At 30.3% G+C, this 24,099-nt stretch carries 24 protein-coding genes and 5 pseudogenes; 8 read left to right on the top strand and 21 right to left on the bottom strand.

Going from position 1 to position 24,099, the window contains the following annotated elements; all coding sequences use genetic code 11:
• Nucleotides 1-196: 196 nt before the first annotated feature.
• A complete protein-coding gene (locus tag ACREVX_RS15280; protein WP_431545079.1) occupies nt 197-1,114 on the top strand; it encodes a ferredoxin-like domain-containing protein in 918 nt (305 codons plus the stop codon).
• A gap of 126 nt (nt 1,115-1,240) precedes the next feature.
• Here ACREVX_RS15280 and ACREVX_RS15275 read toward each other — a convergent pair whose 3' ends face one another.
• The 7 genes from ACREVX_RS15275 to ACREVX_RS15245 form a co-directional block, all read right to left on the bottom strand.
• Nucleotides 1,241-3,715, bottom strand: coding sequence for a CoA-disulfide reductase (locus ACREVX_RS15275; protein WP_431545078.1), 2,475 nt, complete (start codon nt 3,713-3,715; stop codon nt 1,241-1,243).
• Nucleotides 3,716-3,756: 41 nt separating this feature from the next.
• Nucleotides 3,757-4,041, bottom strand: coding sequence for an ArsR/SmtB family transcription factor (locus tag ACREVX_RS15270; RefSeq protein WP_431545077.1), 285 nt, complete (start codon nt 4,039-4,041; stop codon nt 3,757-3,759).
• A 34-nt stretch (nt 4,042-4,075) separates the two neighbouring features.
• On the bottom strand, nt 4,076-4,399 hold the full coding sequence (locus ACREVX_RS15265; RefSeq protein WP_431545076.1) for a rhodanese-like domain-containing protein: 324 nt from the start codon (nt 4,397-4,399) through the stop codon (nt 4,076-4,078).
• A 179-nt stretch (nt 4,400-4,578) separates the two neighbouring features.
• Nucleotides 4,579-5,694: a 4Fe-4S binding protein gene (locus tag ACREVX_RS15260; RefSeq protein ID WP_431545075.1), complete on the bottom strand. Its 1,116-nt coding sequence runs from the start codon at nt 5,692-5,694 to the stop codon at nt 4,579-4,581.
• Nucleotides 5,695-5,718: 24 nt separating this feature from the next.
• Entirely contained in the window at nt 5,719-5,904 is a 186-nt protein-coding gene (locus tag ACREVX_RS15255) for a hypothetical protein (RefSeq protein WP_431545074.1), read from the bottom strand.
• Between the two features lie 251 nt (nt 5,905-6,155).
• Entirely contained in the window at nt 6,156-7,598 is a 1,443-nt protein-coding gene (locus tag ACREVX_RS15250) for a sensor histidine kinase (RefSeq protein WP_431545073.1), read from the bottom strand.
• A complete protein-coding gene (locus ACREVX_RS15245) occupies nt 7,591-8,283 on the bottom strand; it encodes a response regulator transcription factor (RefSeq protein ID WP_431545072.1) in 693 nt (230 codons plus the stop codon). Before ACREVX_RS15245 ends, ACREVX_RS15250 begins: the two co-directional genes overlap by 8 nt.
• Nucleotides 8,284-8,615: 332 nt before the next feature.
• Between ACREVX_RS15245 and ACREVX_RS15240 the strand changes: the two genes are divergently transcribed.
• The 7 genes from ACREVX_RS15240 (at nt 8,616) to ACREVX_RS15210 (ending at nt 15,462) form a co-directional block, all read left to right on the top strand.
• Nucleotides 8,616-9,134 (top strand): hypothetical protein, encoded by a 519-nt coding sequence (locus ACREVX_RS15240; protein WP_431545071.1) that lies wholly within the window; start codon nt 8,616-8,618, stop codon nt 9,132-9,134.
• Nucleotides 9,135-9,488: 354 nt separating this feature from the next.
• Complete coding sequence (locus tag ACREVX_RS15235) at nt 9,489-10,100, top strand: HD-GYP domain-containing protein (RefSeq protein ID WP_431545070.1); 612 nt, start codon at nt 9,489-9,491, stop codon at nt 10,098-10,100.
• Between the two features lie 151 nt (nt 10,101-10,251).
• The gene (gene hisC / locus ACREVX_RS15230; protein ID WP_431545069.1) at nt 10,252-11,328 is read left to right on the top strand and encodes a histidinol-phosphate transaminase; all 1,077 of its coding nucleotides are present in this window, start codon (nt 10,252-10,254) and stop codon (nt 11,326-11,328) included.
• A 353-nt stretch (nt 11,329-11,681) separates the two neighbouring features.
• Nucleotides 11,682-12,842: a stage II sporulation protein P gene (locus tag ACREVX_RS15225; RefSeq protein WP_431545068.1), complete on the top strand. Its 1,161-nt coding sequence runs from the start codon at nt 11,682-11,684 to the stop codon at nt 12,840-12,842.
• A gap of 132 nt (nt 12,843-12,974) precedes the next feature.
• Nucleotides 12,975-13,868: a metal ABC transporter solute-binding protein, Zn/Mn family gene (locus tag ACREVX_RS15220; RefSeq protein WP_431545067.1), complete on the top strand. Its 894-nt coding sequence runs from the start codon at nt 12,975-12,977 to the stop codon at nt 13,866-13,868.
• Between the two features lies 1 nt (nt 13,869).
• Nucleotides 13,870-14,634, top strand: a complete 765-nt coding sequence (locus ACREVX_RS15215; protein ID WP_431545066.1) for a metal ABC transporter ATP-binding protein — start codon at nt 13,870-13,872, stop codon at nt 14,632-14,634.
• Nucleotides 14,635-15,462 (top strand): metal ABC transporter permease, encoded by an 828-nt coding sequence (locus ACREVX_RS15210; protein WP_431545065.1) that lies wholly within the window; start codon nt 14,635-14,637, stop codon nt 15,460-15,462.
• A gap of 79 nt (nt 15,463-15,541) precedes the next feature.
• Here the strand turns inward: ACREVX_RS15210 and ACREVX_RS15205 are convergent, their stop codons facing one another.
• The 14 genes and pseudogenes from ACREVX_RS15205 to ACREVX_RS15140 all read right to left on the bottom strand — a co-directional run.
• Entirely contained in the window at nt 15,542-16,735 is a 1,194-nt protein-coding gene (locus ACREVX_RS15205; RefSeq protein WP_431545064.1) for a P-loop NTPase, read from the bottom strand.
• A 129-nt stretch (nt 16,736-16,864) separates the two neighbouring features.
• A complete protein-coding gene (locus tag ACREVX_RS15200) occupies nt 16,865-17,296 on the bottom strand; it encodes a DUF134 domain-containing protein (protein WP_431545141.1) in 432 nt (143 codons plus the stop codon).
• A 499-nt stretch (nt 17,297-17,795) separates the two neighbouring features.
• Nucleotides 17,796-18,164, bottom strand: coding sequence for a DUF134 domain-containing protein (locus ACREVX_RS15195; protein ID WP_431545063.1), 369 nt, complete (start codon nt 18,162-18,164; stop codon nt 17,796-17,798).
• A 148-nt stretch (nt 18,165-18,312) separates the two neighbouring features.
• Nucleotides 18,313-18,450: pseudogene (locus ACREVX_RS15190) on the bottom strand (DUF134 domain-containing protein); the annotation flags it as partial.
• A gap of 47 nt (nt 18,451-18,497) precedes the next feature.
• Nucleotides 18,498-18,893 (bottom strand): annotated as a pseudogene (locus ACREVX_RS15185) (SPASM domain-containing protein); the annotation flags it as partial.
• A gap of 20 nt (nt 18,894-18,913) precedes the next feature.
• Nucleotides 18,914-19,746, bottom strand: a pseudogene (locus tag ACREVX_RS15180) (ATP-binding protein).
• Nucleotides 19,742-19,873: pseudogene (locus ACREVX_RS15175) on the bottom strand ((4Fe-4S)-binding protein); the annotation flags it as partial. The pseudogenes ACREVX_RS15175 and ACREVX_RS15180, both read right to left, overlap by 5 nt.
• A gap of 229 nt (nt 19,874-20,102) precedes the next feature.
• Nucleotides 20,103-20,393, bottom strand: coding sequence for a DUF5320 domain-containing protein (locus ACREVX_RS15170; protein ID WP_431545062.1), 291 nt, complete (start codon nt 20,391-20,393; stop codon nt 20,103-20,105).
• 226 nt (nt 20,394-20,619) lie between these two features.
• The gene (locus tag ACREVX_RS15165) at nt 20,620-21,189 is read right to left on the bottom strand and encodes an ATP-binding cassette domain-containing protein (RefSeq protein ID WP_431545061.1); all 570 of its coding nucleotides are present in this window, start codon (nt 21,187-21,189) and stop codon (nt 20,620-20,622) included.
• Nucleotides 21,176-21,967 carry an ABC transporter permease gene (locus tag ACREVX_RS15160; protein ID WP_431545060.1) on the bottom strand — a complete coding sequence of 264 codons (792 nt, stop codon included), beginning with the start codon at nt 21,965-21,967 and terminating at the stop codon, nt 21,176-21,178. The genes ACREVX_RS15165 and ACREVX_RS15160 overlap by 14 nt, the downstream gene beginning before the upstream one ends.
• Entirely contained in the window at nt 21,967-22,542 is a 576-nt protein-coding gene (locus ACREVX_RS15155) for a substrate-binding domain-containing protein (RefSeq protein ID WP_431545059.1), read from the bottom strand. Before ACREVX_RS15155 ends, ACREVX_RS15160 begins: the two co-directional genes overlap by 1 nt.
• Before the next feature lie 125 nt (nt 22,543-22,667).
• The gene (locus ACREVX_RS15150; RefSeq protein WP_431545058.1) at nt 22,668-23,021 is read right to left on the bottom strand and encodes a NifB/NifX family molybdenum-iron cluster-binding protein; all 354 of its coding nucleotides are present in this window, start codon (nt 23,019-23,021) and stop codon (nt 22,668-22,670) included.
• Nucleotides 23,021-23,962 (bottom strand): P-loop NTPase, encoded by a 942-nt coding sequence (locus ACREVX_RS15145; RefSeq protein WP_431545057.1) that lies wholly within the window; start codon nt 23,960-23,962, stop codon nt 23,021-23,023. The genes ACREVX_RS15150 and ACREVX_RS15145 overlap by 1 nt, the downstream gene beginning before the upstream one ends.
• Before the next feature lie 11 nt (nt 23,963-23,973).
• A pseudogene (locus ACREVX_RS15140) lies at nt 23,974-24,099 on the bottom strand (NifB/NifX family molybdenum-iron cluster-binding protein); the annotation flags it as partial.

Here is a 24,099-nt window from a genome sequence, read left to right as displayed (position 1 = left end):
ATTTTCTCTCCCATTTTCATCATTTCCCACTCTATGAATATGCCCGAATCCCAAAATATTTTCTCTTAAAGGATCCTATCCATAGGTTTTACCTATTAATATGATAAAATAATATCATTTTTATAATTATTAAACAAGTGTTATTATAGTAATTATATACAAATATAATATAATCACGGATGTGGAGGTTTAAAATATGGCTACATTAACAATCAGCCCAGATGACGAAAAAAGAGTAAAAGCTCTTGGATTTTTAAACAACAAAGGTACTGATAACTTCTCAGCAAGAGTTATAACCGTAAATGGCGTTCTTAATTCTGCTGAGTCAAAATGTATATTTGATGCTGCTAAACTATTTGGTAATGGTATTATTACTATGACTACAAGACTCACTATTGAATGTCAAGGTATTCCTTATGACAAAATCGAGGATTTTCGCGCATATATTGCAAAAGTAGGTCTTGTTACAGGTGGTACAGGCTCTAAGATACGACCTGTTGTATCTTGTAAGGGAACCACATGCCAATACGGTCTTATTGACACCTTTGCCCTTTCTGAAGAAATACATGAAAGATTTTACAATGGTTACGCTAGTGTTAAATTGCCCCATAAATTTAAGATTGCGGTAGGTGGATGTCCAAATAACTGTGTAAAACCTAACTTAAACGACTTGGGAATAATTGGACAAATGATTCCTAACTTCCATGAAGATAGCTGTAATGGATGCAAAAAATGTTCTGTTAGTGAAGCTTGTCCTATAGGTGCTGCTAAAGTAGTTGATGGAATATTAAAAATCAGTTCTGAGGAATGTAATAACTGTGGCCGTTGTATAGGGAAATGTACTTTTGATGCAATTAAAGATGGAAAACTAGGTTATAAAATATACATAGGCGGAAGATGGGGTAAACGTGTTGCTATAGGCAAGGCATTAAATAAAGTCTTCAGTACTAAAGAAGAAGCATTAAATGTAATTGAAAAAGCAATTCTCTTATATAAAGAGCAAGGTATAACAGGAGAACGTTTCGCACAAACAATTGAAAGAATAGGATTTGAAAATATAAAAAGCCAGTTATTAGATGAAGAATTTCATCTTACTGGTGGTGCTACCTGCTAGTCTTAACGAAAGTTTTATATTATTCATCATAAAAATACCACATTCCTGTTGAATATAGGAATGTGGTATTTTTAATTAAATATCTACTTAATTGAGCTCATTTATTTTAACCTGGCCCTTTTTTTATTATATAAATAGATTTACATTTGAATCTTCAGTTTGGCCTAGGTAATACCCAACTCCACCAATCTTTACTCCGTCAATAAGTTCTTCCTGCGTAATTCCCATTACATCCATAGACATAGAGCACGCAACTACTTCCACTCCACTATCAATTGCTGATTTTATTAAGTCTTCAAGAGAATCTATATTCTTATTTTTCATTACGGAGCGTATCATTTTAGCTCCAAGCCCCATCATATTCATTTGGGAAAGTTTAAGTTTTTTACTTCCTCTTGGCATCATAAATCCAAACATTGAATCAATCATTCCTTTTTTAACAGATACTTTTTCTGGTTTCCTTATAATATTAAGACCCCAAAATGTAAATAATATGGTAACCTTACTACCCATTGCAACGGCTCCATTTGCAATAATAAAAGCTGCAATGGCTTTATCTAAATCACCACTAAAAACTACCATAGTTTTATTATTTTTTTCGCTTATATCTGAGGGAAAAGACCTATTTACCTGAGTTGTTTGGTTATCTTTTTTTTTTATAAAAGCATATACCATACCTTTTTCTTTTCTTAAATCCATTAATTCATTATTTGTTTTAGTACACCAAGCTCTAATATCCTCATAAAATCCAGGATCAGAAGCTGTTACTTTTAATATTTGACCTTCATTTAATTCATCAATACTCGCTTTAACTTGAATTAACGGCCCTGGACAACATAGTCCACAAGCATCAAGAAGTTTATCATAATTATCATTCGCTTGTGTTTCTTTTATAACTTGAGTATCTGGATCTAAACTCTGGCCTTTTGTCTTACCAGCTGCTAAAGTTTTGCTAGGTTTAAAACTTGAAATTGAAACTGATTTATATCCTCCAGTTAAGTTTTTAACCTTAAAATTATTTTGAGTTAAAATTCTTGAGGCCACATAGCCTCTTAACCCTACCTGACAATATTCAATAATTTCTTTATTTTTATCAAGTTCACTTATCCTTTGTCTTAAACTATCTAATGGTATATTTATAGCTCCATCTATATGTCCATTATCAAATTCTATTTCTGTACGAACATCTAATAAAGTTGTATTTTCTCTATCATATTCCATAAACTCATCTGTAGTTAATACATCCATTCTTCCAGCTAACACATTTTGAGCAACAAATCCTGCCATATTTACAGGGTCCTTAGCTGATGAGAAAGGTGGCGCATAAGAAAGTTCTAATTCTGTTAAATCATCAACTGTTCCACCAAGTCTAATAACTGTAGCAAGTACATCTATTCTTTTGTCAACTCCATCATATCCCACACCTTGAGCTCCAAGAATTTTACCTTCATCATTAAAAATAAGTTTTAACGTCATTGTTAGAGCTCCAGGATAATAAGAAGCATGAGATACTGGATGAACAAATATAACTTTATAAGGAATATTAAGCCTTGTTAAAGTTCTCTCATTATTTCCAGTACTTGCTGCTGTAAGTCCAAAAACCTTTAAAATCGCAGTACCCTGTGTTCCTTTATAAGTAGTGTTTAACCCAGCTATATTATCTGCTGCAATTCTTCCTTGCTTGTTTGCAGGTCCAGCCAGTGGCACAGCAGTATTGCTTTTGTTTATAAAATCTATAACCTCTATAGCATCACCTACTGCAAATACTCCCTCTGCGCTAGTTTCCATTTTATCACTTACTAAGATATGACCTTTTGGGCCTACTTTAATACCAGCATCCTTTGCAAATTTAGTATCAGGGAATACTCCTATTGCCAGTATTATTATATCAGCACTTAATTTTGCACCACTATTTAAAGTCATTTCAATACCATTTTCAGTATCTCTAAATGCTTTAACTCCATCATTCAAAATTATTTCAACACCATTATCCGAAATTTCTTTTTCAACATTTAGAACAATATCCGTATCAAAAGGAGCTAAAATGTGTGGCGCCGCTTCTACCAATTTAACATCAAGACCTCTTTCTTTTAAGTTTTCAGCCATTTCAACACCAACATATCCTCCACCAATAACTACAGCACTGTTAATCTTCTTTTTATCCACATACGCTTTAATGTTATCAGTATCTGGTATATTTCTTAATGTAAATATTCTATCACTATTTATACCCTCTATATTAGGTTTAATTGCTTTTGCTCCTGGTGATAACACTAAATAATCATAGCTTTCTTCGTAAGTACCACGCAGCTTACTGTTAACTGTCACCACCTTTTTATTAATATCAATTGCTACTACTTCGCTGTTATTTCTTACATCTATATTAAATCTAGCATTCATACTCTCTGGCGTTTGTACTAAAAGCTTATCTCTATCTTTTATTACTTCACCAATATAATAAGGCAGTCCACAATTTGCAAAAGAAATATATTCATCTCTTTCAAACATAATTATTTCTGCATTTTCATCGAGTCGTCTAAGTCTGGCTGCTGTTGAAGCTCCACCAGCTACGCCACCTACTATTAATGTTTTTTTTATCATTATTATTCCTCCTAGTATTTCATATTTCCATAATATATTTATTAACTCAATATTAAAATTAAATTTATTAACTTCATTATTCTTTCATCTCTAATTTTGTAATTAACTTCAAGTCCGTGTCTTGTGCCCTCTATTATACCAGCATATCTTAACTTCTGTAGGTGCTGTGATACAGTGGATTGAGGAATCTTTAAACAAGTCTGCATATGACCAACATTACACTCACCTTGATCTAGTAGATTTTTTACTATACATAACCTAATAGGATGTGCCAATACTTTTAAAATATTTGTAATTTCACTGTATTTCATATAATTTATATCCATAGATTTTCCTCTTTCCTAAATTTCAATCTGGACCTTAACTAGATAAACTATATCTCCAAGAACCTATTCCACGACTTAAATGGTAAATATTTTTAAAATCATTATTTACCAGAGTATCTACTGCCCTTGGACTTCTGCCACCAGATGCACAATATACAAGTATTGGCTTATCTTTATACTTATCAAGCTCCGCGAGTTTCATAGAAAGAATCTGAACTGGAACTAGTTTTGCTCCTGGAATGTGACCATCATCATATTCCTCTTTAGTTCTTACATCTATTATAATGAGTTCTTTATCCCCATTTATAAGCTTATGTGCTTCTTCTGAACTTACATTCTTAATATTTGAATTAAACATAATTTATACCTCACTTTTATTTATCTTGGCTACATTTATATATCTTAATATTACGATATAATAATATAATAACATATATAAAATAAAAAGCAATAGATGTTTAAAATTATTTTAAATATTTATTTTTACCTTAAATAAAAAAAGATACACGAAATTTACCCGTGTACCTAGTTATTTAATTATTTTAGTTTTTCTCTAGCAACTTCCACTTCAAAACCTGCTACAAAGTTACTTACCTCCTTTAATTTAGTACTTTCTGGAACTGTTTCTGGAATCTCTAACTTCTTGTATACTTCTTTTAATTCAATATTAGTTCCAATTGAAACGTCCTTAATTGTCATATATCCTTTAATATCATCCACATTTATTTTGGATTCAGCTGTTATTTGCTTTGGAAATACTTCAAACACTCCAACCGTTTTGCTTATAAATACTCCCATAAAAAATATGCCTAATACAAATATAATTACAGTTAAAGTTTTCAATGTTTTTTCCCCAATTTTATATTCTAATGCACCTGACTTAGGGCAAGAAAGTACACATGCTTGACAGCTAATACATTCTGTCGATGTTACCGAGTCAGCTTTTGCTACATCAATATTCATTGGGCAACTTTTACTACATAAATTACAATTAATGCATTTATCTTTATCTCTGACGATCTTACTTGGACTAATTTTTGAAACAATACCGTATACTGCACCCATAGGGCAAATGTATTTACAAAAAAATCTATCATAAAGCATTGAACCCACCAAAATAATAACTAATGTTATAGTTCCAATTAAATATTCAGTAACTAAACTCTCATATCCAGCTGTTATATGTCCGTAAGCTGCCCACGGATCATATGGATCCATCCAAAGTCCTGCTATTTTCCATGCAAAATATATAGTAACTACTAAAACAACATACTTTAAATACCTTAAAGGCTTGTCTATGGCTATAGGCATAATAAATCTTTTATGGAATATCTTCTTCCCAATTATCCCAAAGAATTCTTGAAGTGCTCCAAATGGACATATTAAACCACAAAAGCTTCTTCTAAATATTAATGCTAGTACTAAAGTAATACCTAAAAGTACCATTGTACCAGAAAATATTTTCTGCAAAAATGTTCCCCCAAATATCAAACTATAAAATGTTTCCAATGCTCCATATGGACATAATGCGTGTATTGATGGCGCTACTCTTCCCCCTAAAACTTGATGCAGATAAGCTTCTCTAGTAACCATAATAAGAAAAAACGACAATAATACCCATCTTAAATATTTTACATATTTATTGTTTTTCATAATACTCCCCCACCATCATATTTATTATCTCTTTATTTCTTCTAACATTATAAAAAACTCATTTGTATTAATTTCACCTTTTACATATCTGTCTACAAGTGTTATTACTACTGGTTCCTTTACATCCAATCCATCAATTGTTAGTGTTTTTTCTCTAAACTCATCTACACTTATCTCTTCCCTAACATACCTCCCCTTTAATATTTCCATACTTTTTTCAAAGTGGTTGCTTTTACGCCTTTTGTATAAAAGAAAGACTACTAACGAAATTATTATAAGTATAACTAAAATAGATAATATATATGAACCGTAAAAACCATACCCCATATAACGCCCATGCCTCATATCATCATTCCTTTCTACTACTTTCCATAATAATATCATTTAAAAAAGATTAAAATGTGGACTAATTGTGACAAAACAAAAAAATAAATCCACCTATCTCACAGGTGGATTTTTTACTAAATCTTCAGAAATTTTATTTTAATTTGTGTCCCTATATTTATTTCACTTTCTATTTCAAGCTCGCAATTTAAGATCTTAATTAGATGTTTAGCAATAGAAATACCTAATCCTGTCCCTTTAGCTGAATATTCTCTAGCCTTATCTGCTTTATAAAATCTTTCACCGATAAAAGGAATATCCTCTTTACTAATCCCTATCCCATGATCAATTATTGTTATTGAAATATTTCCCATAAAACTTATAACTAACTCTATTTTACTACTTTCCGGAGAAAACTTAATAGCATTATCTATAAAAATTATTAATAACTGCTTAAGTTTATCATAATCACTCCAAACCGCCGGCACGTCATCCTCATCAATTAATTCGAGTTCTATATTTTTTGCTTTAGTTATTGGCTTTAATATACGCGATATATCCAAAAGTATTGTTTTGATGTCAATATTTTTAAAATTCAATGCTACTTTCCCAGATTCTAGTTTGCTTAAACTAAGCAAATCCGCTACCAAGGCTTCAAGTCTTTTGGTCTCTTTAATTAGTATAAGGTAATTTTCATGAGCCTCCTGCGCTGGTATTACTTCGTCATATAGCCCTTCAAGATTTCCTCTTATTATAGTTAGAGGCGTTCTAAATTCATGGGACACATTTGCTACAAAATCCTTGCGCATCTGTTCTAGTTTTTTTTGCTGACCAATATTATATTCAAGCCTCGCTGATAATATATCGAAGGAAGTTGATAACTCTCCAATCTCATCTTTTTGGTATATATTTGTTTTAACATTAAAATTTCCACTCGTCATTTGCATAGCCGCTTCATTAATTATTTTAATAGGTTTTGTTATATTTTTAGAAAAATAGAAACTTAATAAACCTGCAATTGCTATTTCACCTAGAAGTGCAGCAATTAGATAAATAAAAAATTTGTCCATAGAACTTGATAAATCTAAAGTAGAAGAATGAACGATAATTACTTCAATTACTTTATTATTATTATTTGTAATTGGAACTGAAATACTTATCATATTCTCTTCATAGTAAGTATTATATCCTTGTATTGATTTTGAATCGCCACCAATTGCACTTGTAATAATCTCTGAATAGACATCTTGAACTTCTGAATTTTTCTCTAAGGCATTTTCATCATTTTCATAAATTGTTCGGATCTCACCCTTTAAGCTAACTAGCCATACTTTTGTGTTATCAAATGAGCTAACTCCCTTTATGATATCTTTATACTCCTTAGTTTCCATATCACTTTCAATATAGGGTTCTATTACAGTTGCCAATTTTTCAGCATGTAGAGTAACATTTTTTTCTTTCATGTTAAATATACTATTCTTAAATATGTTTATTGCAATTATACCTATACATAGGGTGGATATTAGTACTATTAATACAAACCCTGCTGTTAGTTTAGTACTTATACTTTTTTTAATCATAATTAACCTCAAATTTATATCCAAGCGACCATACAGTTTTAATGTTCCAGCTATATTGATTTTCTAGTTTAAGCTTTGCCCTTAGCCTTTTAATATGTGTGTCTACAGTTCTTGGATCTCCAAAATATTCAGTTCCCCATATATTATCAAGTAAATTATCCCTTGAAAGAATTTTATTAGGTGAATTTGCAAGCATCCACAACACCTCTATTTCTTTTTTTGTTAAATTTACAGTACTATCGTCTATCTTAACGGAATAATTCCCTATATCAATTTCAAGGTAATTATATTTAATTACAGTTATCTTTTCGGTTTCACTTGTAACTATTCTTCTAAGAACAGCTTTAACTCTCGCAACGACTTCTCCTGGACTAAAAGGTTTTACTATATAATCATCAGCTCCAGTATCTAACGCCATTATCTTATCACCATCATCACTTCTTGCAGTAATCATTATTATAGGTACATTTGAAGTTTTTCTTATCTCAGTACATACCTCTAATCCATTTCTGTGGGGCATCATAATATCCAAAAGAATAAGCGACGGATTATATTCTGTATTTTTAACTAAAGCTTCATTTCCGTCATATGCAGTTATTACCTCGAAACCTTCTTTAATAAGGTAAGGTTTTATAATTTTTATAATCTCCTCATTATCATCCGCAACTAGTATCTTCTTCCCCATAACTTTCCCTCCAATAATAATTTAACAAATTATATCATTTATTAAATTATACCATTTATCAATCAGTGTATTGTGTACTAATTGTGGCAAAACAATAAATTTTATTTAACGACATTTCAGAAGGAAAGTCTCCCACTTCTATAAGTGGGAGTTACATACCCTAACAAATAGAAAACTTCAAGGGGAATATAAATCTCCTTCTGAAGTCGTTAATGTTTCAGCTCCGCAGGAGATGATTTAATATAAATGACACAAAAATAACACTTTTCAAATCTATAATTTTGTTATTATATACGTATACCAAATAAAAAGTGATTCGAGGAGGAATAAAAATGAAAAGCAAAAAAATAGCAATTGCATTGACTTTAACATTAATACTTGGAGCTACAGGTACAGTATTTGCCGCAGAAACCTCTGGTGATACTAAAACTACGACAATTCACCAAGCTTTAGGAATGGCCCGAACTACAGGACTTAGAGGATATGACTACGTAACTTCTGTTCTTAAAGACAAACTAGGATTAACAACCACTCAAATAACAGATGAGCTTAATTCTGGAAAAACGGTATATGAACTTGCTAAGGAAAAAGGTATGAGCGAAGAAAACTTTAAGGCTGCTCTACTTACAGAAAAATCCAAAGCAGTAGATACTGCTGTAACAAAAGGTGCTATTACAAAAGAAGAAGGTGCTACTTTAAAGGAAAATTTAAAAACTAACGCAGAGTCTTGCACAGGTAATTTTGGTCAAGGAAATAAAAATTCAAATGGAACAGGTAATGTTCATCGAACAAGTAATACTCATGGGAATGGTGGCGCGAGGATGGGCAGTGGAAGAGCATTTTTTAAATAAAATCACTTATAGTATTATATAATCTAAATAAAGAACATGCTAACTTAACTGGTAGCATGTTCTTTATTAATTTTACCTCTTTTAATAAATTAATTACGCACTTATATTGTTAGATTAACATATTATGATACAATAATAAATAAAACTTTTATATATTATAAAAGTAAAGGGGTAATTATGAGAAATAATTTTTTAAGAATATTCAGCATTATCGTTATCATTTTAAACATAATAATATTTTCAGTGTTTAGCTATTATTTATTTTATATATGGAAAGATAACAGTTTATTCCCTTTCATAGTTCAAATATTTTTTGTTTTTGACATACTATTTTCAATAGGTATTTACCTTAAGATGACCAAATCTTATAGAAACATAGAAAAAACACTTGAAACAGCATATTTATCAGGTTTTGAAGCAATGGCGGCATTAGTAGATGCTAAAGATTTTTATACAGGAGAACACTCAAAAAATGTTTCAAAATACGTGTCTATCTTTTGTAATAATTTAAGTTGTGGCAAAACTACCAAAGAGAGAAAAGATAAAGTTAAAATTTCAGCAGCTTTTCATGACATAGGAAAAATTGGTGTCCCTGATACCATACTAAAAAATCCTGGAAAATTGTCTTATTCAGATTATGAAATAATGAAAACCCATCCAGTTATAGGTGCAAATGTTATAAACAAAATAGAAGGATTTTCTGAAATCAGTACTATAATACGTCATCATCATGAAAGGTGGGATGGAGCTGGCTATCCTCATGGATTAAAAGGAGATGAAATACCATTTGGATCTCAAATAATTTCTATAGCTGACACCTTTGATGCTATTACTTCTGACCGAGTATATAGAAAGGGCCAAAGCAAAGAAGTTGCATTAAATATATTAAAGTTGGAAAAGGGAAAACAATTCAATCCTGAATTAGTAGATATTTTTATTAAAAGCATTAATAGTGCTAAAAATTAAAAAATATTATTATTTACTACTTAATGATACTCGTGTTTTTTATGGTCAAATGCCGATAACAATAGTATAATTATATGTAGTTTAAGTATAAATATAATAAAATTAATCAGTGTACAAGAAAATGCACTAGATATATAAAGGAGTATTACATATGAGTAAATATTGGAGCGATACTACAAAGAAAATTGAACCTTATACCCCAGGTGAGCAACCTAAAGATAGGAAATATATTAAATTAAACACTAATGAAAATCCGTACCCACCTTCTCCAAAAGTAATTGAAGCAATTAAACAAGCAGCTAATGAAAACCTTCAATTGTACCCTGACCCAAACAGTGATGATTTTAGAAATAAATTATCAAATTATTATAAATTATCACCAACCCAAGTTTTTGTAGGAAATGGTTCGGATGAGGTGTTGGCTTTCTCTTTTCTGGCATTCTTTAGCAAAGAAAAGCCTATATTATTCGCAGATATAACCTATAGTTTCTATGAAATTTATGTTAATCTATTTAAACTAAAACACAAATTAATTCCACTAGACGATAAATTTGATATACCCCTTGATTCCTTTTGCACTGAAAATGGTGGAATTGTAATAACAAATCCAAATGCACCAACCAGTAAATATATACCTGTGGAATCATTAAAAAAAATAATAGAATACAACATAGAGAGTGTTGTTATAATAGACGAAGCTTATATAGATTTTGGTGGAGAATCTTTAGTTGATTTTGTAAATGACTATCCAAACCTATTAATTATTCAGACACTTTCTAAATCAAGGTCACTTGCAGGCTTACGTGTTGGTCTTGCTTTTGGACACAAGGATTTAATAGAAGGTCTTAATAAAATTAAAAATTCAATAAACTCTTATACCATTGACCGACTTGCTTTAGCCGGCGCAAAAGCATCTTTTGAAGATGAGGCTTATTTTCAGAGCATTCGCTTAAAAGTTATGGATACAAGAGAGTTTGTGATCCCTCTTCTTAGAGACTTAGGATTTATTGTATTAGAATCAAAAGCTAACTTTTTATTTACACGCCACAATACAATTCATGCTAAAATAATATTTGAGAAGTTAAGAAATAACGGTATTCTCGTTAGATATTTCAATAAACCTAGAATTGATAATTTTTTAAGAATAAGTATAGGCACTGATGAAGAAATGAAAGTTCTTATAATAGAATTACAACATATTATCCAAGAAATAAAAACATCAATTTAATATGAAACTTAAATCTTATCTAAATACATTATTAGCTTATGCTAATATAATATTGTAATATATTATATTAGCATAAGCTAATTTTTATTTTTTTTACCTTATTAAGACCAGTTAATCCTATTGCACCCGTATCATTTTAGCTTGTACTTTATTGGAATATAAACAAGTACTCTAACTAGTAATAACTTCGTATTTCCCCTCATATATATCTTATAAAGGTCATAATTAATTAAGATAAAAAATGAAATATTTCGGGCTGTTGATTTGATGGTTTATCAGTACTAGGGGATTTAAGATGTATTGAGTCGTAAATATTTCCGAATTCACTATTATAAACCGTAGGAGGAATAAAGATGAATTACAAAGGAGTAGATTTTAAAGATAAGAATAATGTGACAAATAAAAAAATATATTTTTTAAAACATGCTCTTAAAAAAAATAGTAATGTCAGAATATCTTTAAGTATTTTCACATTACTCATTATTTTTTTATTAGGCATGGTTTTACCTAAAAATGTTCAGGCAAACAGTGAAGGAAAATATCAAAACCACTTCTATGTTAATGTTTTAAATAATGTGTTATCTGTAATTAATTACTCAAACAAAAAAACCCAGTCAACTAGCTATGAAAATATCATGAAAATAGAAGTTTTATCATACTTAGGAATAGACACCTCTAATCCTATATCAATAATAACAAAACAAATTGCATATTTGGATAACAATGAAAACAGCACCGATGGAAGCGATGGTGTAGAAAAAATAAAAGCATTTATTCTTAATCCCTTTAATTTAGATGATAAACAGGTAAGTAAATCTGACGATAAAGCTGAAGATCCTAATGTAATTGCAGATCTCTATAATCCTAAATTGAAACAAATCATAAATAAAGCCGAACCACGAGTGCTTATATATCACACTCATACTTGTGAAGCTTATCGCACCTCAGACAAGGAAACATATAAAACTACCAATAGTTTGGATACAACAAGAAGCGTATGTGCTGTAGGAGATGTAATATCTAAGGAACTAGAAAGTAAATATGGAATTGCAGTCATACATGATAAGACTGTGCATGATAAAGGAGATTATAATAATGCCTACAAAAAATCCGGAGTTACTTTAGATAAATATTTAAAGGAATATGGAGATTTTGATTTAATTATAGATATACATAGAGATAGTGTAGAGAATAAAAATTCAGTATTGACTAAAATAAATGGTGAAAATGTTGCTAAGATTCAATTTGTAGTAACAGATGCAAATCCTAGATATGCCAAGCAGAAAAAACTAATAGATTCCATGATAGGAATATCAAATAAATTATATCCAAATCTTTTAAGAGACCACCCAATCTATCCTTATCATAGGGGAATAGCCTTTTATAGTCAGGATAAAAGTAACAATGCATTACTAATTGAAGTAGGCACCTATACTAATGATATTAGTGAAGTAAAAAATACTGGTAAGTATTTATCAAGAATCATTGCAGAACAATTAAATGGCAAAAAGTAAATAATTCTTATATGTATTCCCATTCTCGCTCTATTACTATTTTTGTTTATTGTCAAATGACAATAACAAGAGTATAATGAAAATGAGTTCAAATGCAAATGATTTGCATTTAGAAGGCGAGGAGGTATTTATATGTTAAGAACAAATAAAAAATTATTATTATTCTCTATTATTTTTTCTGTTGTATTTTTTTCTTCATGTGGTGTCGATAAAAAAACTAATGATACAAATATAAAAGAGAAAATTAGTATCGCTGTGTCTATAGTTCCACAAGAAACGTTTGTAAAAGCGGTTGGGGGAGATAAGGTTGATATTGTCACAATGATACCACCTGGAAAAAGTCCAGAAAACTTTGCACCTAATCCAGAGATAATGGAAAAACTCAGTAGTGCTTCTGTATACTTCACTATAGGTGTTCCTACTGAAAAAGCAAGCATATTGCCTAAAATAACAGATTTTAATAAAGATATAAAAATAGTGAATATGGCAGAGTCAGTTTCAAAAGTTTATCCTGAAAGAAAATTCACTTCTAGAGAGAGAGACCCTCATATATGGCTTTCTCCTAAAAGAGTAAAAGTTATGATTCAAGAAATAGTAAAAGAGCTATCATTAATAGACCCTTCTAATAAAATCTTTTATGAAACAAATGGGAAGGACTATATAAATAGCCTTGATAAACTAGATACTGATTTAAAGGATTCTATGTTATCTTTAAAGAAAAAGGCGTTTGTATGTTATCATCCAGCTTTTGGATATTTTGCAGATGAATATGGACTTGAGATGGTATCACTTGAACACGAAGGAAAAGAAGCAACTATAGAAGACTTTCAAAACACCATAGATTTTGCTAAAAAAGAAAATATAAAGACTGTATTTTATCAAGCAGAGATAGATAGTAAGCAAGCTAAGACTTTTGCTTCAGAAATTGACGGCAAGGCTGAAATAGTAGACCCACTTTCTGAAGATTATATAAATAATTTAGAGAAAATGGCGAAAACTTTTAAAAAAGCAATAGAGAGGGATTAAGATGAATGCAATTGAAATAAAGAACTTAAGCATAGATTATGAAAATTTAAATGCATTAAAAGATATAAATATTACTATAAAAGATAAAGAATTTATTGCAATTTTAGGACCGAATGGAGGCGGTAAATCAACACTTTTAAAAGCAATATTAGGATTAATTAAACCGACATTAGGAGAAATAAAAGTATATGGTAGGAATCCAGAAAATAAAAGAAATTCTATAGGATACGTGCCCCAATTCACAAAATTCGAAAAAAATTTCCCTATAGAAGTAATTGATGTGGTGCTTATGGGAAGATTAAAATTTGGAATGAATTTTTTCCATAAGTATACTAAAGAAGATATAGAATTTGCTAATAATATAATGAGTATGTTAGAGATTTATGAACTTAAGAATAGGCAGGTAGGACAGCTTTCTGGTGGGCAGATGCAAAGAGTATTAATTGCAAGGGCCCTTTGTACGGAACCTAAACTTTTACTTTTAGATGAACCAACTGCAAGTCTTGATGTTCAATCAAAAACTAGTATTTACTCATTGCTTAAAGATCTTAATAAAAACATGACTATAATAGTAGTGACTCATGATACCGGCTTTGTTTTTTCTTATGTAGATAAAATAGCTTGTTTAAATCAAAAGTTATTTTATCATGGAGAACCTGAACTTGATAAAGATATAATGGATAGTGTTTATGGATGTCCAGTAGATGTTATATCTCATGGTGATATACCTCATAGAGTGTTTAGAAACCATCAGGAGGAAAATTAGATGATAAATGCTATTTTAAAATATACATTTTTGCAACACGCCATAATCGGAGCAGTACTTGCAAGCATAATATGTGGCATTATTGGAACAATAATAGTTGAAAAAAAGCTTGTGATGATGAGTGGTGGTATCGCACATGCTGCATTTGGTGGAGTAGGGATGGGGTACTTTTTAAAAATAGAACCCATAATAGGTGCACTAATTTTTACTGTAATATCTTCTTTTGGAATAGTTGAGATAAAAAGAAGATCAAAAGTAAATACTGACACTATCATAGGAATGTTTTGGTCATTAGGTATGGCGCTTGGGATTATATTTATTTCTCTTACTCCCGGATATCCTCCAGATATCTCTTCATATTTATTTGGAGATATACTTACAGTTTCTAAAGTAGACCTTTATATAATGGCAGGTTTAGATTCTGTTGTTATTTTTATAGTAATAGCATTTTTTAATAATATAAAAGCCTATCTATTTGATGAAGAATTTTCTATGGTAGTTGGCATTAACGTTAAATTAATGGAGTATATAGTATTTCTACTTATAGCATTTAGTGTAGTAGTACTTATAAGGGTAGTAGGCATAATACTTATAATTGCACTTTTAACAGTTCCGCCTACAATTTCTAAAATATTTACACGTAATTTAAAAAAAATTATGGGGCTTTCTATTTTATTTGGTGTATTATTTTCACTATTAGGACTTTTTGTATCATATAAGATTCATATTGCTTCTGGAGCATCTATAATAATTGTCGCGGTGTGTACTTATATTATTTTTTTTATAAGTACTAAGTTATTAAGAGGGAAAGCAAAACCTAAAATATGATATAAAAAAATCGAACTAAAGCTCCAAAAGAATAAAAATATTCTTTTGGAGCTTTAGTTTAAATTTTGACTATATATTATTATTCACAGTGTCCTTCATGTTCATGCTCCGTACAAACACTTCCTGTTGATTTTAATTCACCATCTATATATTTTTGTACTGCATCATTACAAAGACCCTGGACACCTACAACAACCTCAATACCGTTTTCATTAAATAACTGTTGTGCTGTTTCACCCATGCCACCTGCAATAATAATATTTACATTTAATTCTTTCAAAAACACAGGTAAATATCCTGGTTTATGACCTGGATTTTTAACAAATTCTTTATTTGATCCCGTAGCTTTTTCTACATCATATATTGTGAACCCTTCACAAAAGCCAAAATGTCCGCTTACATTTTCCCCTTCGCTTGCTACTGCAATTTTCATATTGACTACCTCCTTATAATTAACAAAATCAATTACTTTTTGAGTCAAACTCTTAAATTTTCCATCTAATTCTTCACTTATATTATTGTTTTTATTATTTATAACATCTATTATTTCTTTACTCATTGGGAGTTCTCCAATAAGTTCTATATCCATTTTACTTAAAAAGTCTTGTGTATTACTGTTATCAAAAATTCTTATTTCCGTTTTGCAATCAGGGCAAACAATATAGCTCATATTTTCTACTAGTCCGATTACTTTAATATTCATTTTCCTTGTCATATTAATAGCTTTTGCAACTATCATAGACACTAAATCTTGAGGAATAGATACCATTACTATGCCATCAATTGGGAATGACTGCATAGCTGTAAGAGCTACATCTCCAGTACCAGGTGGCATATCAATAATTAAATAGTCAAGTTCTTCCCATAATACATCTGTCCAAAACTGTTTAACCGTATTTGCTATAACAGGACCTCTCCATATTACTGGTTCCTCCTCATCTTGAATTAATAAATTAAGAGACATCACCTTAATACCATCTTCTGTTGTTACTGGTACAATATATTGTTCCGTTTGCGTCGCTCTTTCATTACCTAAATTCAACAATTTTGGTATGCTTGGGCCAGTAATATCAGCATCCAGTATTCCTACTTTAAATCCTTTTTTATTTAGTTCTTTAGCTAATAAAACCGAAATTGTTGATTTGCCTACTCCACCTTTTCCACTCATAACACCAATTACTTTCTTAATATTATTTAGAGGGTTGTTTTCCATCTTAAAAGGATCCTCATAAGTACATTTTTCGTTTGACTGATTTGAATTATTATCTGTCACTAAAATTCCTCCTTTATGGTATCATTAAAATTTACTAATTTTATATTACTCCTATTTTGTATTATTGTCAAAAGCCAATAATACATTAATATACTGTAAACTCTTCAAAATAAAGGATTAATTAATATATCATTTACACCATTTCTTACAAAAATCAGCTTTTTTTGCACATGTAATCTTTTCAGACCCACACTTTGGACAAATATTCTTGTCCTGTTCATAATTTATATCATATATATTAGCGCAATTAAAGCATTTAAATTTGCATAATCCCGTTCTATAATTCCCCCCACTTATTCTTATAGCCTTTCCTTCGGTTAAAGCAATAGCTATTTTTTTTCTTGCACTGTCTATAATATTTTGAAAAGTTTGTCTTGATACTTGCATTTTCTCTCCACACTCTTCTTGATTTAGTTCCTCAATATCCTTAAGTCTCATTGCCTCAAGTTCTTCGACTTTTAAAACTATTTCTTGAATTTTACATTTAGGTTTTCCCCAAGGAACAAAATATGTGTCTTCTGGAAAAAACTCTACTCTTCTAAATTTTATTGGTCTCGACATTTTTATTCCTCCTGCATGACTATTTATGTTACCTGTATTATTGTATAAAAATTTTTCTCCGAATTGTCGTTTTATTTCTTTAGCTGCTCTTTTTCCCGTACAATGGGATACCCCTATGATTTTTATATCTTTTTCCTTCAAAAAATTAATTATTTTATTTAGTCTTTGCTCATCTGCTTCTAATAAATGAGTTCCCCCGATTACACCATAGATTGGCATCCCTGTACGTTCTATAATTGTCTTTAAAATATTAACTATCCCTACATGAGAACATCCTACAACAAATAAACCACTTTTACCCTTTAATACTAATACTATTTCATCGCAAAAATCATCTAAAATATATTTTTCATCTTGTTTAATTTGAAATCTTTTGTTGGGTAATTCAAATTTATTATTTCTTTTAAAATTAGTAAATACCATTATATTTTCAGTAATATAATATTGTTATTTTTAAATTCATTTTAAACACCTACTTTCATATCATTTTAAAGTTAATTTAACCTTTGTTGTTTCTACCATGCCTATGTCTATGACAAATACAATTATCACAATTTTCTCTGTCGTCAAAATCACTGCATAGCTTATAATCTCCACCTTCTATTTTTAATATTTTACCATTTACTAAAGCATCTGCTATTTTTTTACGAGCATCATCATATGTTCTTTGTAATGTAGAACGAGCAACTCCCATAATATTTGCACTTTGCTCTTGATTTAAACCTTCTAAATCTATTAACCTTATAGTTTCATATTCCTCTACTGTCATAATTATTGATTCATTTACTGTTTCCACTAAATCAATAGGACCAAATTTAACAATTTCAGGCAATGTACAAACTCTTCTCCATTTTTTAGGTCTTGCCATTATTTAATCTCCTCCGTATTGTTATTTATATAGTAAAAAACTATACCCATTACAATTATTATATCGAATTTTGGGTATATATCAATAAGTTTTATGGTTATGACAAAAAATAAAAGCGCCGAAACTTTCTTCTAAGCGCTTTAAATTCTTAAGTGCAATCATTACACCATTTTTTACAAACATTTGCTTTTTTAACACAATACACTTTATCTGAACCACAATCAGGACAAATATGTTTGTCTTGCTCATAATTTATATCATATATACTATCGCAATTAGAACATTTACTTTAAACCAATTCTTTCTCCCATTATTACATTCCATAAAGTTTAATTACTTTGTCTTATTATTTTCTAATAATTTATTTGCCTTTTTATTATTTCTATAATATTGTAATGCAATAGCATATTCAACTCTTTTACTTTGCATTTTACATCCAATTTCATACGGTGTTTTTATATCTCCCATAGAATTATAATTATTAGCTTGGCAACCTCCACTACAATAGAATCTTGCCCAACATTTTTTACAGTCTGGTTTACTATATATATTAGCTTGTCTAAAAACACTTGGCATTTCCTTATTTTTAATACCCTCAAACACATTTCCCATAAGAAAACTCGTATTCCCTACGAATTGATGACAAGGATATATATCTCCTTCTGGAGTTACTGCAATATATTCAAAACCAGCTCTACAACCTGATATTCTTTTATATATACATGCTCCAATTTATTTCACATGTTATTTTAGAGTTTAAATGAATGTTTTATAATATTCCACATATCCTCAATAGCTTTTTCAGCTATACTCTCTTTATAACAAGTAATTGGCTTTAACTCATTTATAGATTTCATAACCACATCATCATATGGAATTTTACCAACTATTTTTAAACCTTTACCGTGAACAAAATCTTCTATTTCTTTAGAAACTTCTTCATTTATGTCATATTTATTTATACAAACCATAGTAATAACTCCACTACTCTCTTTAAATCTCCAAGACCTGATTTTGTAGGTTCTGTAACAGCGAGTACCGCATCACTTCCTGTAACTGATGCTATAACAGGACACCCAATACCTGGTGAACCATCTAATATAGTTAATTGTTCATTATTACTAAATTTTTTACCATTTTTCCTAATAAGAGTTACTAGTAATCCTGAACCATCACTACCTATGTCCATTTCTGCTCTCGAAATTATACCTTTATCTAACTTAGTAATAAATGTTACTGCTGTTTTTTCTGCCTTTAATTTTATAGCATTATGTGGACATACTAATGTACAAGCACCACACCCTTCGCAAGCAAATAAGTTTATTTTACAATTTTCTATTGCTTCGAATTTACATACAGTCTCACATTTACCACACTTAGTACAAAGTGATTCATTAATTACAGCTTTTTTACCACCTATAAATTCACTTTTTTCAATATCTTGTCCTTTGTAAAACATATAAAGATTAGGTGCATCTACATCACAATCTATTCTTGTTACATCTTTAGCAAGTTCAGCAAGTGCTGTTGCAATTGTAGTTTTACCTGTTCCACCTTTACCACTTAAAATCACTAGTTCCACAAGAAGTACAATTAGCTTTATTTATAATTGGGTACTCTACCATAACCTTTTCTGTTTTATCTACTTCAGGTTTTAAAAATAAGAAGCCATTTGGTTCTTCAACATCGCAATCTATATAATTAGCCTTTTTTTCTATAACTTTAACTTCACCACTATTACCTCCAATATTTTTATTTCCTTATGTATATTGGCATTTGCCACTTTAACTATTTATTTTACTCTTATTATCAGTTATTGTCAAATGCTAATTACATTTATATTTATGTTTAAGCTTCAATTACTCAAATAAAATAATAGACTGTACAATTATCTATATGAGATAATTGTACAGTCTGTTGAATAATAAAGCATATAGATTATAATTCTTTGTCATCCTGCGTAGTATTCAATTGATTATTTATTGTATTAAGTCTATTTTCAATAATAGTTTTTTCTTGCGCAAGTAAATCACTTTGACTTACAGCACTCATTGTATTATTAAAACTATTACCTCCAAAACCTCCTCTGCAACCAATTCCCATACCTAACCCTCTATTTACTCCTAAACCTCCATTTAATCCTAAACCATTATTAACATTACAAAATCCCATTCCTCTTCCTGTTCTTGATCCCATTCCCATTGGACCTGTACCATTTCTTCCAGCCATTAAAAACATCTCCTCTTTTCTATTTTGGGTATATACCCTTTACAACTTCTATTATACTCCGTTTTGGGCATATGTCAATAACTTTATTGTAATTTATTTAATTTTAGATCTTATGAATATAAAACAAATTAAAACTAATACGCATCAATACATGATTTTAATCAAACAGAAAAAGCCTACCCAATAGATTTCTCTATTAAATAAGCCTTGTGAAATGTTGTTAAACCTAATGCAAATATACTATATCCGCATTCAAATATTCTATTTCAGCTTTCACGTGTGTAATAATTACTATTAATTTATCCGCCGAAAGCTTAATTATTTGATCCATTATCTGATTTTTAAGCTCTTCCTCTAATCCTTTAAATGGCTCATCCATCAGCATAATTCTTTTGTCATAAGCTAACGCCCTTGCAATTGCTACTCTACGCTTCATCCCACCACTTAGCTGTGCTGGTCTTTTATTCTTAATATCAGTTAATTGCATATCATTCATATAGTCTTTGGCTGTCGTAAGCCCTAGTTCTCTGTCCTTCAAAACCAAACTAATATTCTCAATTGCCGAAAGCCATGGAATCAACCTATCTTCCTGAAACACCATTGAAATGTCCTCTGTAATTTTAACTTCACCTTCATCTGGGTAAGTAATCCCCGCTATCAAATTAAAAATAGTAGTTTTTCCTACCCCTGATGGTCCAAATATACACACTATTCCTTGTTTCGGAAATTCTATAGTCTTATTAGAAATAACTAACTCTCCATTAAATCTTTTACTTACACCCTTAAAGATAATCATACATAATACCCGCCTTTTTAAACAAGAAATTAATTACTTTTACAAACCCCTTTTCAAATAATAAGCTAAGTATTATTACCACTACAGTCCAAGCGAAGATATCAACTGTTTCTAGATAAATTTTAGCATTGTATAAGTTTCTTCCTATAGTTCCTTTAGACATTCCGATTACCTCAGCCGCAATTCCGGCCTTCCAAGCAAAACCTATTCCAACATTACAAGCCGCAGCAAAATATGGCATAACGCTTGGAATATAAACTGCCTTTAACACTCTTCTTTTAGGAATATTAAAAGTTTTTGTCATTTCTAAAAGCTTTATATCCGTATTTTTAATTCCTTCAGACACATTTTCCCATACCATAGGTAATACCATTAGAAATGCTATAAAGGCAGATATTCTATAAGATCTTAACCATATTAGTGCAAGTATAATAAATGATGCCACGGGCGTTGATTTTATGATATTTAACACCGGGTTAAAAAAATAATTAACTATTTTAAACTTAGTTGTAATAACAGCTAGTATAGTTCCTGATACTAACGCCAGTATTAAGCCAACTAATATTCTCATAAATGATATTCCTATTGATTGCCAAAATAACGCCGTAAAAGATAATTCAACTATACGCATAAAAACATTTATTGGAGATGATATTAGAAGCTCTTGATCCACAAACAGGTAAACTAATTGCCATATAAGTAGCCAAATTAATAATACTCCTGCCTTGATTCCAAATTTACTTAATTTACTTTTTACCCTCGTAGTAAAAATCTTCATCAGTTAATTCTCCCCCTACAGTACTCTCTTAAAAATGAATCTACAACCTCTTTATTCTTGTCTAAGAATTCTATTCGAACAATAATGCTTCCCATTACTAGAGCACTTGGATTTTCACCAGATACGTTTTTCCATTCCTTTGTCATATCTAATGCAATCTTAACATTTTTATTTTGCATTAAAACAGATGTTACAAATGGTTGTGGAAGTAATGCGATTTCTATCTCGCCAGCTGCCATTAAAGTCGCAACTTCAGAATGCTCAGCTCTGTATTCCACTTCTACATCCTTTCCAACTATTAGTCCGTTTTGTTCCAACACATAATTTAAAACATACTCTGGAGTTGTTCCTTGACCTGTAGTAATCATCCCAACTACTTCATCGGGTGCACCTGACAAGTTAAATGTATAATCATTAGTAGTTTTACCTAATTCGTTATCCTCCATAAGTTTTACCATTCCCATACCTGTAGGACCCTTTAAAGCTACTACATTTGCTTTGCCGCCAACTATTTCCTTTTTACATCCTGTAAACCCAATAAATAATACAAGTACCAACGCCATAACTTTCTTCATAATAGTCCACCTTCTATAACTCGTTTATATTATTTAAAGCATTTATATTTGCAGTAAATATATAAACAAAAAGCACATGATGTATTTAATACAACTTGTGCTGTTTAAAATTTAAATATATTTACTTAATGTCTTGCAGGGCCAGACATTTTTAATTGTTCTAGTTCACCATTATTATACTTTGAAACTGCTGAACTTATAACTATGTTTCCGCATTTATATGCTTTAATTTCTGCTTTTTCAATAATTTCAAAAGCATTAGGTCCAAGGTTACCTGTAATTATAACATCTACATTTTCATCAACTAATTGATTAGACGCAACAATTCCTGCTCCACCACTAGCTGTTTTACCTTTATTTTCTATAACCTTAATGTCCCCACTTTCTGTTTCATGAATTTGAAAAAACTCACACCTTCCAAACACTATATCTAATAAATCTTCACTAGTTTTTCCTGCTGATGAAATCGCTATTCTCATTATTGCTCCTCCAAATCTTTTACTATACTTGTTACTACTGGCTTAAAAATAAGCTCAAGACTTTCATTTATATCTTCATGTCCACACTCTGATAAATGACTTATACTATTTAACATAGGAAGCTCTGCTAAAAGTTTTAAGTCCATTCCCTCTAAAAATTTATTAGTATTCTCACCATCAAAAAGTTTTATTGCTTTACCACAATCAGGACAAGTTATATAACTCATATTTTCAATAACCCCTAAAACATCAATATTCATCTTTCTTGCCATATTCACAGCTTTCGATACTATCATAGAAACAAGGTCCTGTGGTATAGATACCATTACTATACCATTTATTGGCATAGTTTGCATAACTGTTAACGCAATATCACTTGTTCCTGGAGGCATATCAATTACTAAGTAATCAAGATCTTCCCAAAGGACATCTGTCCAAAACTGCTTAACTACATTCGAAAGCATAGGACCTCTCCAAATTGCAGGATCATCTTCTTTTTCCGTCAAAAAATTTAATGACATAACTTTTATACCATCATAAGTTTCAACAGGTAATATTCCTTGTTCATTGTTAGTAGCTCTTTTACCTTTTAACCCAAGAAGTCTCGGAACACTTGGACCTGTTATATCAGCGTCTAATACTCCTACGCTATATCCAAGTTTCTTTAATTGTTTTGCAATAAGAACAGAAATTGAAGATTTACCAACTCCACCTTTACCACTCATAACTCCAATAAATACCTTTAAAGCTCTATAGACCGTAGCAAGGCCTATATCTTTATATTTTATTTTTTCATATATCTCTTTTGCATTTAAATGAGTTTTATAATTCAAAATAGTTCTAAGTATTAATTGCTTTTGAGACGTAAATTCATGACCATTATTTTTTAAAAGTTTCTTAAAATGATTTAAATCTTCATCCATAAAATCATCCTTTTTCATTTACATTATTCTTACTGTATATGCTCATGGCAAACAGTACCAGTTGATTTTAATTGACCACTTACATATTTTTGTACTGCGTCATCACTAAATCCCTCTGCACCAACCACTACTTCAATACCATTTTCATTAAATAA

The sequence above is a fragment of the Clostridium sp. genome (genome assembly GCF_050717545.1).
Lineage (GTDB): Bacteria > Bacillota > Clostridia > Clostridiales > Clostridiaceae > Clostridium_AD.
The sequence above is the reverse complement of the archived record's forward strand: the minus strand, read 5'-3'. Positions and strand labels throughout refer to the sequence as shown.

Coding starts and splice junctions, on each gene's coding strand:
- ACREVX_RS15170 (WP_431545062.1), bottom strand. CDS start 20,393: ATGGCTGGAAGAAATGGTACAGGTCCAATGGGAATGGGATCAAGAACA.
- ACREVX_RS15155 (WP_431545059.1), bottom strand. CDS start 22,542: ATGAAGAAAGTTATGGCGTTGGTACTTGTATTATTTATTGGGTTTACA.
- ACREVX_RS15150 (WP_431545058.1), bottom strand. CDS start 23,021: ATGAGAATAGCGATTTCATCAGCAGGAAAAACTAGTGAAGATTTATTA.
- ACREVX_RS15215 (WP_431545066.1), top strand. CDS start 13,870: ATGAATGCAATTGAAATAAAGAACTTAAGCATAGATTATGAAAATTTA.
- ACREVX_RS15220 (WP_431545067.1), top strand. CDS start 12,975: ATGTTAAGAACAAATAAAAAATTATTATTATTCTCTATTATTTTTTCT.
- ACREVX_RS15270 (WP_431545077.1), bottom strand. CDS start 4,041: ATGGATATAAATTATATGAAATACAGTGAAATTACAAATATTTTAAAA.
- ACREVX_RS15195 (WP_431545063.1), bottom strand. CDS start 18,164: ATGGCAAGACCTAAAAAATGGAGAAGAGTTTGTACATTGCCTGAAATT.
- ACREVX_RS15245 (WP_431545072.1), bottom strand. CDS start 8,283: ATGGGGAAGAAGATACTAGTTGCGGATGATAATGAGGAGATTATAAAA.
- ACREVX_RS15240 (WP_431545071.1), top strand. CDS start 8,616: ATGAAAAGCAAAAAAATAGCAATTGCATTGACTTTAACATTAATACTT.
- ACREVX_RS15255 (WP_431545074.1), bottom strand. CDS start 5,904: ATGGAAATATTAAAGGGGAGGTATGTTAGGGAAGAGATAAGTGTAGAT.
- ACREVX_RS15145 (WP_431545057.1), bottom strand. CDS start 23,962: ATGAAAAAGGATGATTTTATGGATGAAGATTTAAATCATTTTAAGAAA.
- ACREVX_RS15250 (WP_431545073.1), bottom strand. CDS start 7,598: ATGATTAAAAAAAGTATAAGTACTAAACTAACAGCAGGGTTTGTATTA.
- ACREVX_RS15160 (WP_431545060.1), bottom strand. CDS start 21,967: ATGAAGATTTTTACTACGAGGGTAAAAAGTAAATTAAGTAAATTTGGA.
- ACREVX_RS15235 (WP_431545070.1), top strand. CDS start 9,489: ATGACCAAATCTTATAGAAACATAGAAAAAACACTTGAAACAGCATAT.
- ACREVX_RS15275 (WP_431545078.1), bottom strand. CDS start 3,715: ATGATAAAAAAAACATTAATAGTAGGTGGCGTAGCTGGTGGAGCTTCA.
- ACREVX_RS15260 (WP_431545075.1), bottom strand. CDS start 5,694: ATGAAAAACAATAAATATGTAAAATATTTAAGATGGGTATTATTGTCG.
- ACREVX_RS15280 (WP_431545079.1), top strand. CDS start 197: ATGGCTACATTAACAATCAGCCCAGATGACGAAAAAAGAGTAAAAGCT.
- hisC (WP_431545069.1), top strand. CDS start 10,252: ATGAGTAAATATTGGAGCGATACTACAAAGAAAATTGAACCTTATACC.
- ACREVX_RS15225 (WP_431545068.1), top strand. CDS start 11,682: ATGAATTACAAAGGAGTAGATTTTAAAGATAAGAATAATGTGACAAAT.
- ACREVX_RS15165 (WP_431545061.1), bottom strand. CDS start 21,189: ATGATTATCTTTAAGGGTGTAAGTAAAAGATTTAATGGAGAGTTAGTT.
- ACREVX_RS15265 (WP_431545076.1), bottom strand. CDS start 4,399: ATGTTTAATTCAAATATTAAGAATGTAAGTTCAGAAGAAGCACATAAG.
- ACREVX_RS15200 (WP_431545141.1), bottom strand. CDS start 17,296: ATGTCGAGACCAATAAAATTTAGAAGAGTAGAGTTTTTTCCAGAAGAC.
- ACREVX_RS15210 (WP_431545065.1), top strand. CDS start 14,635: ATGATAAATGCTATTTTAAAATATACATTTTTGCAACACGCCATAATC.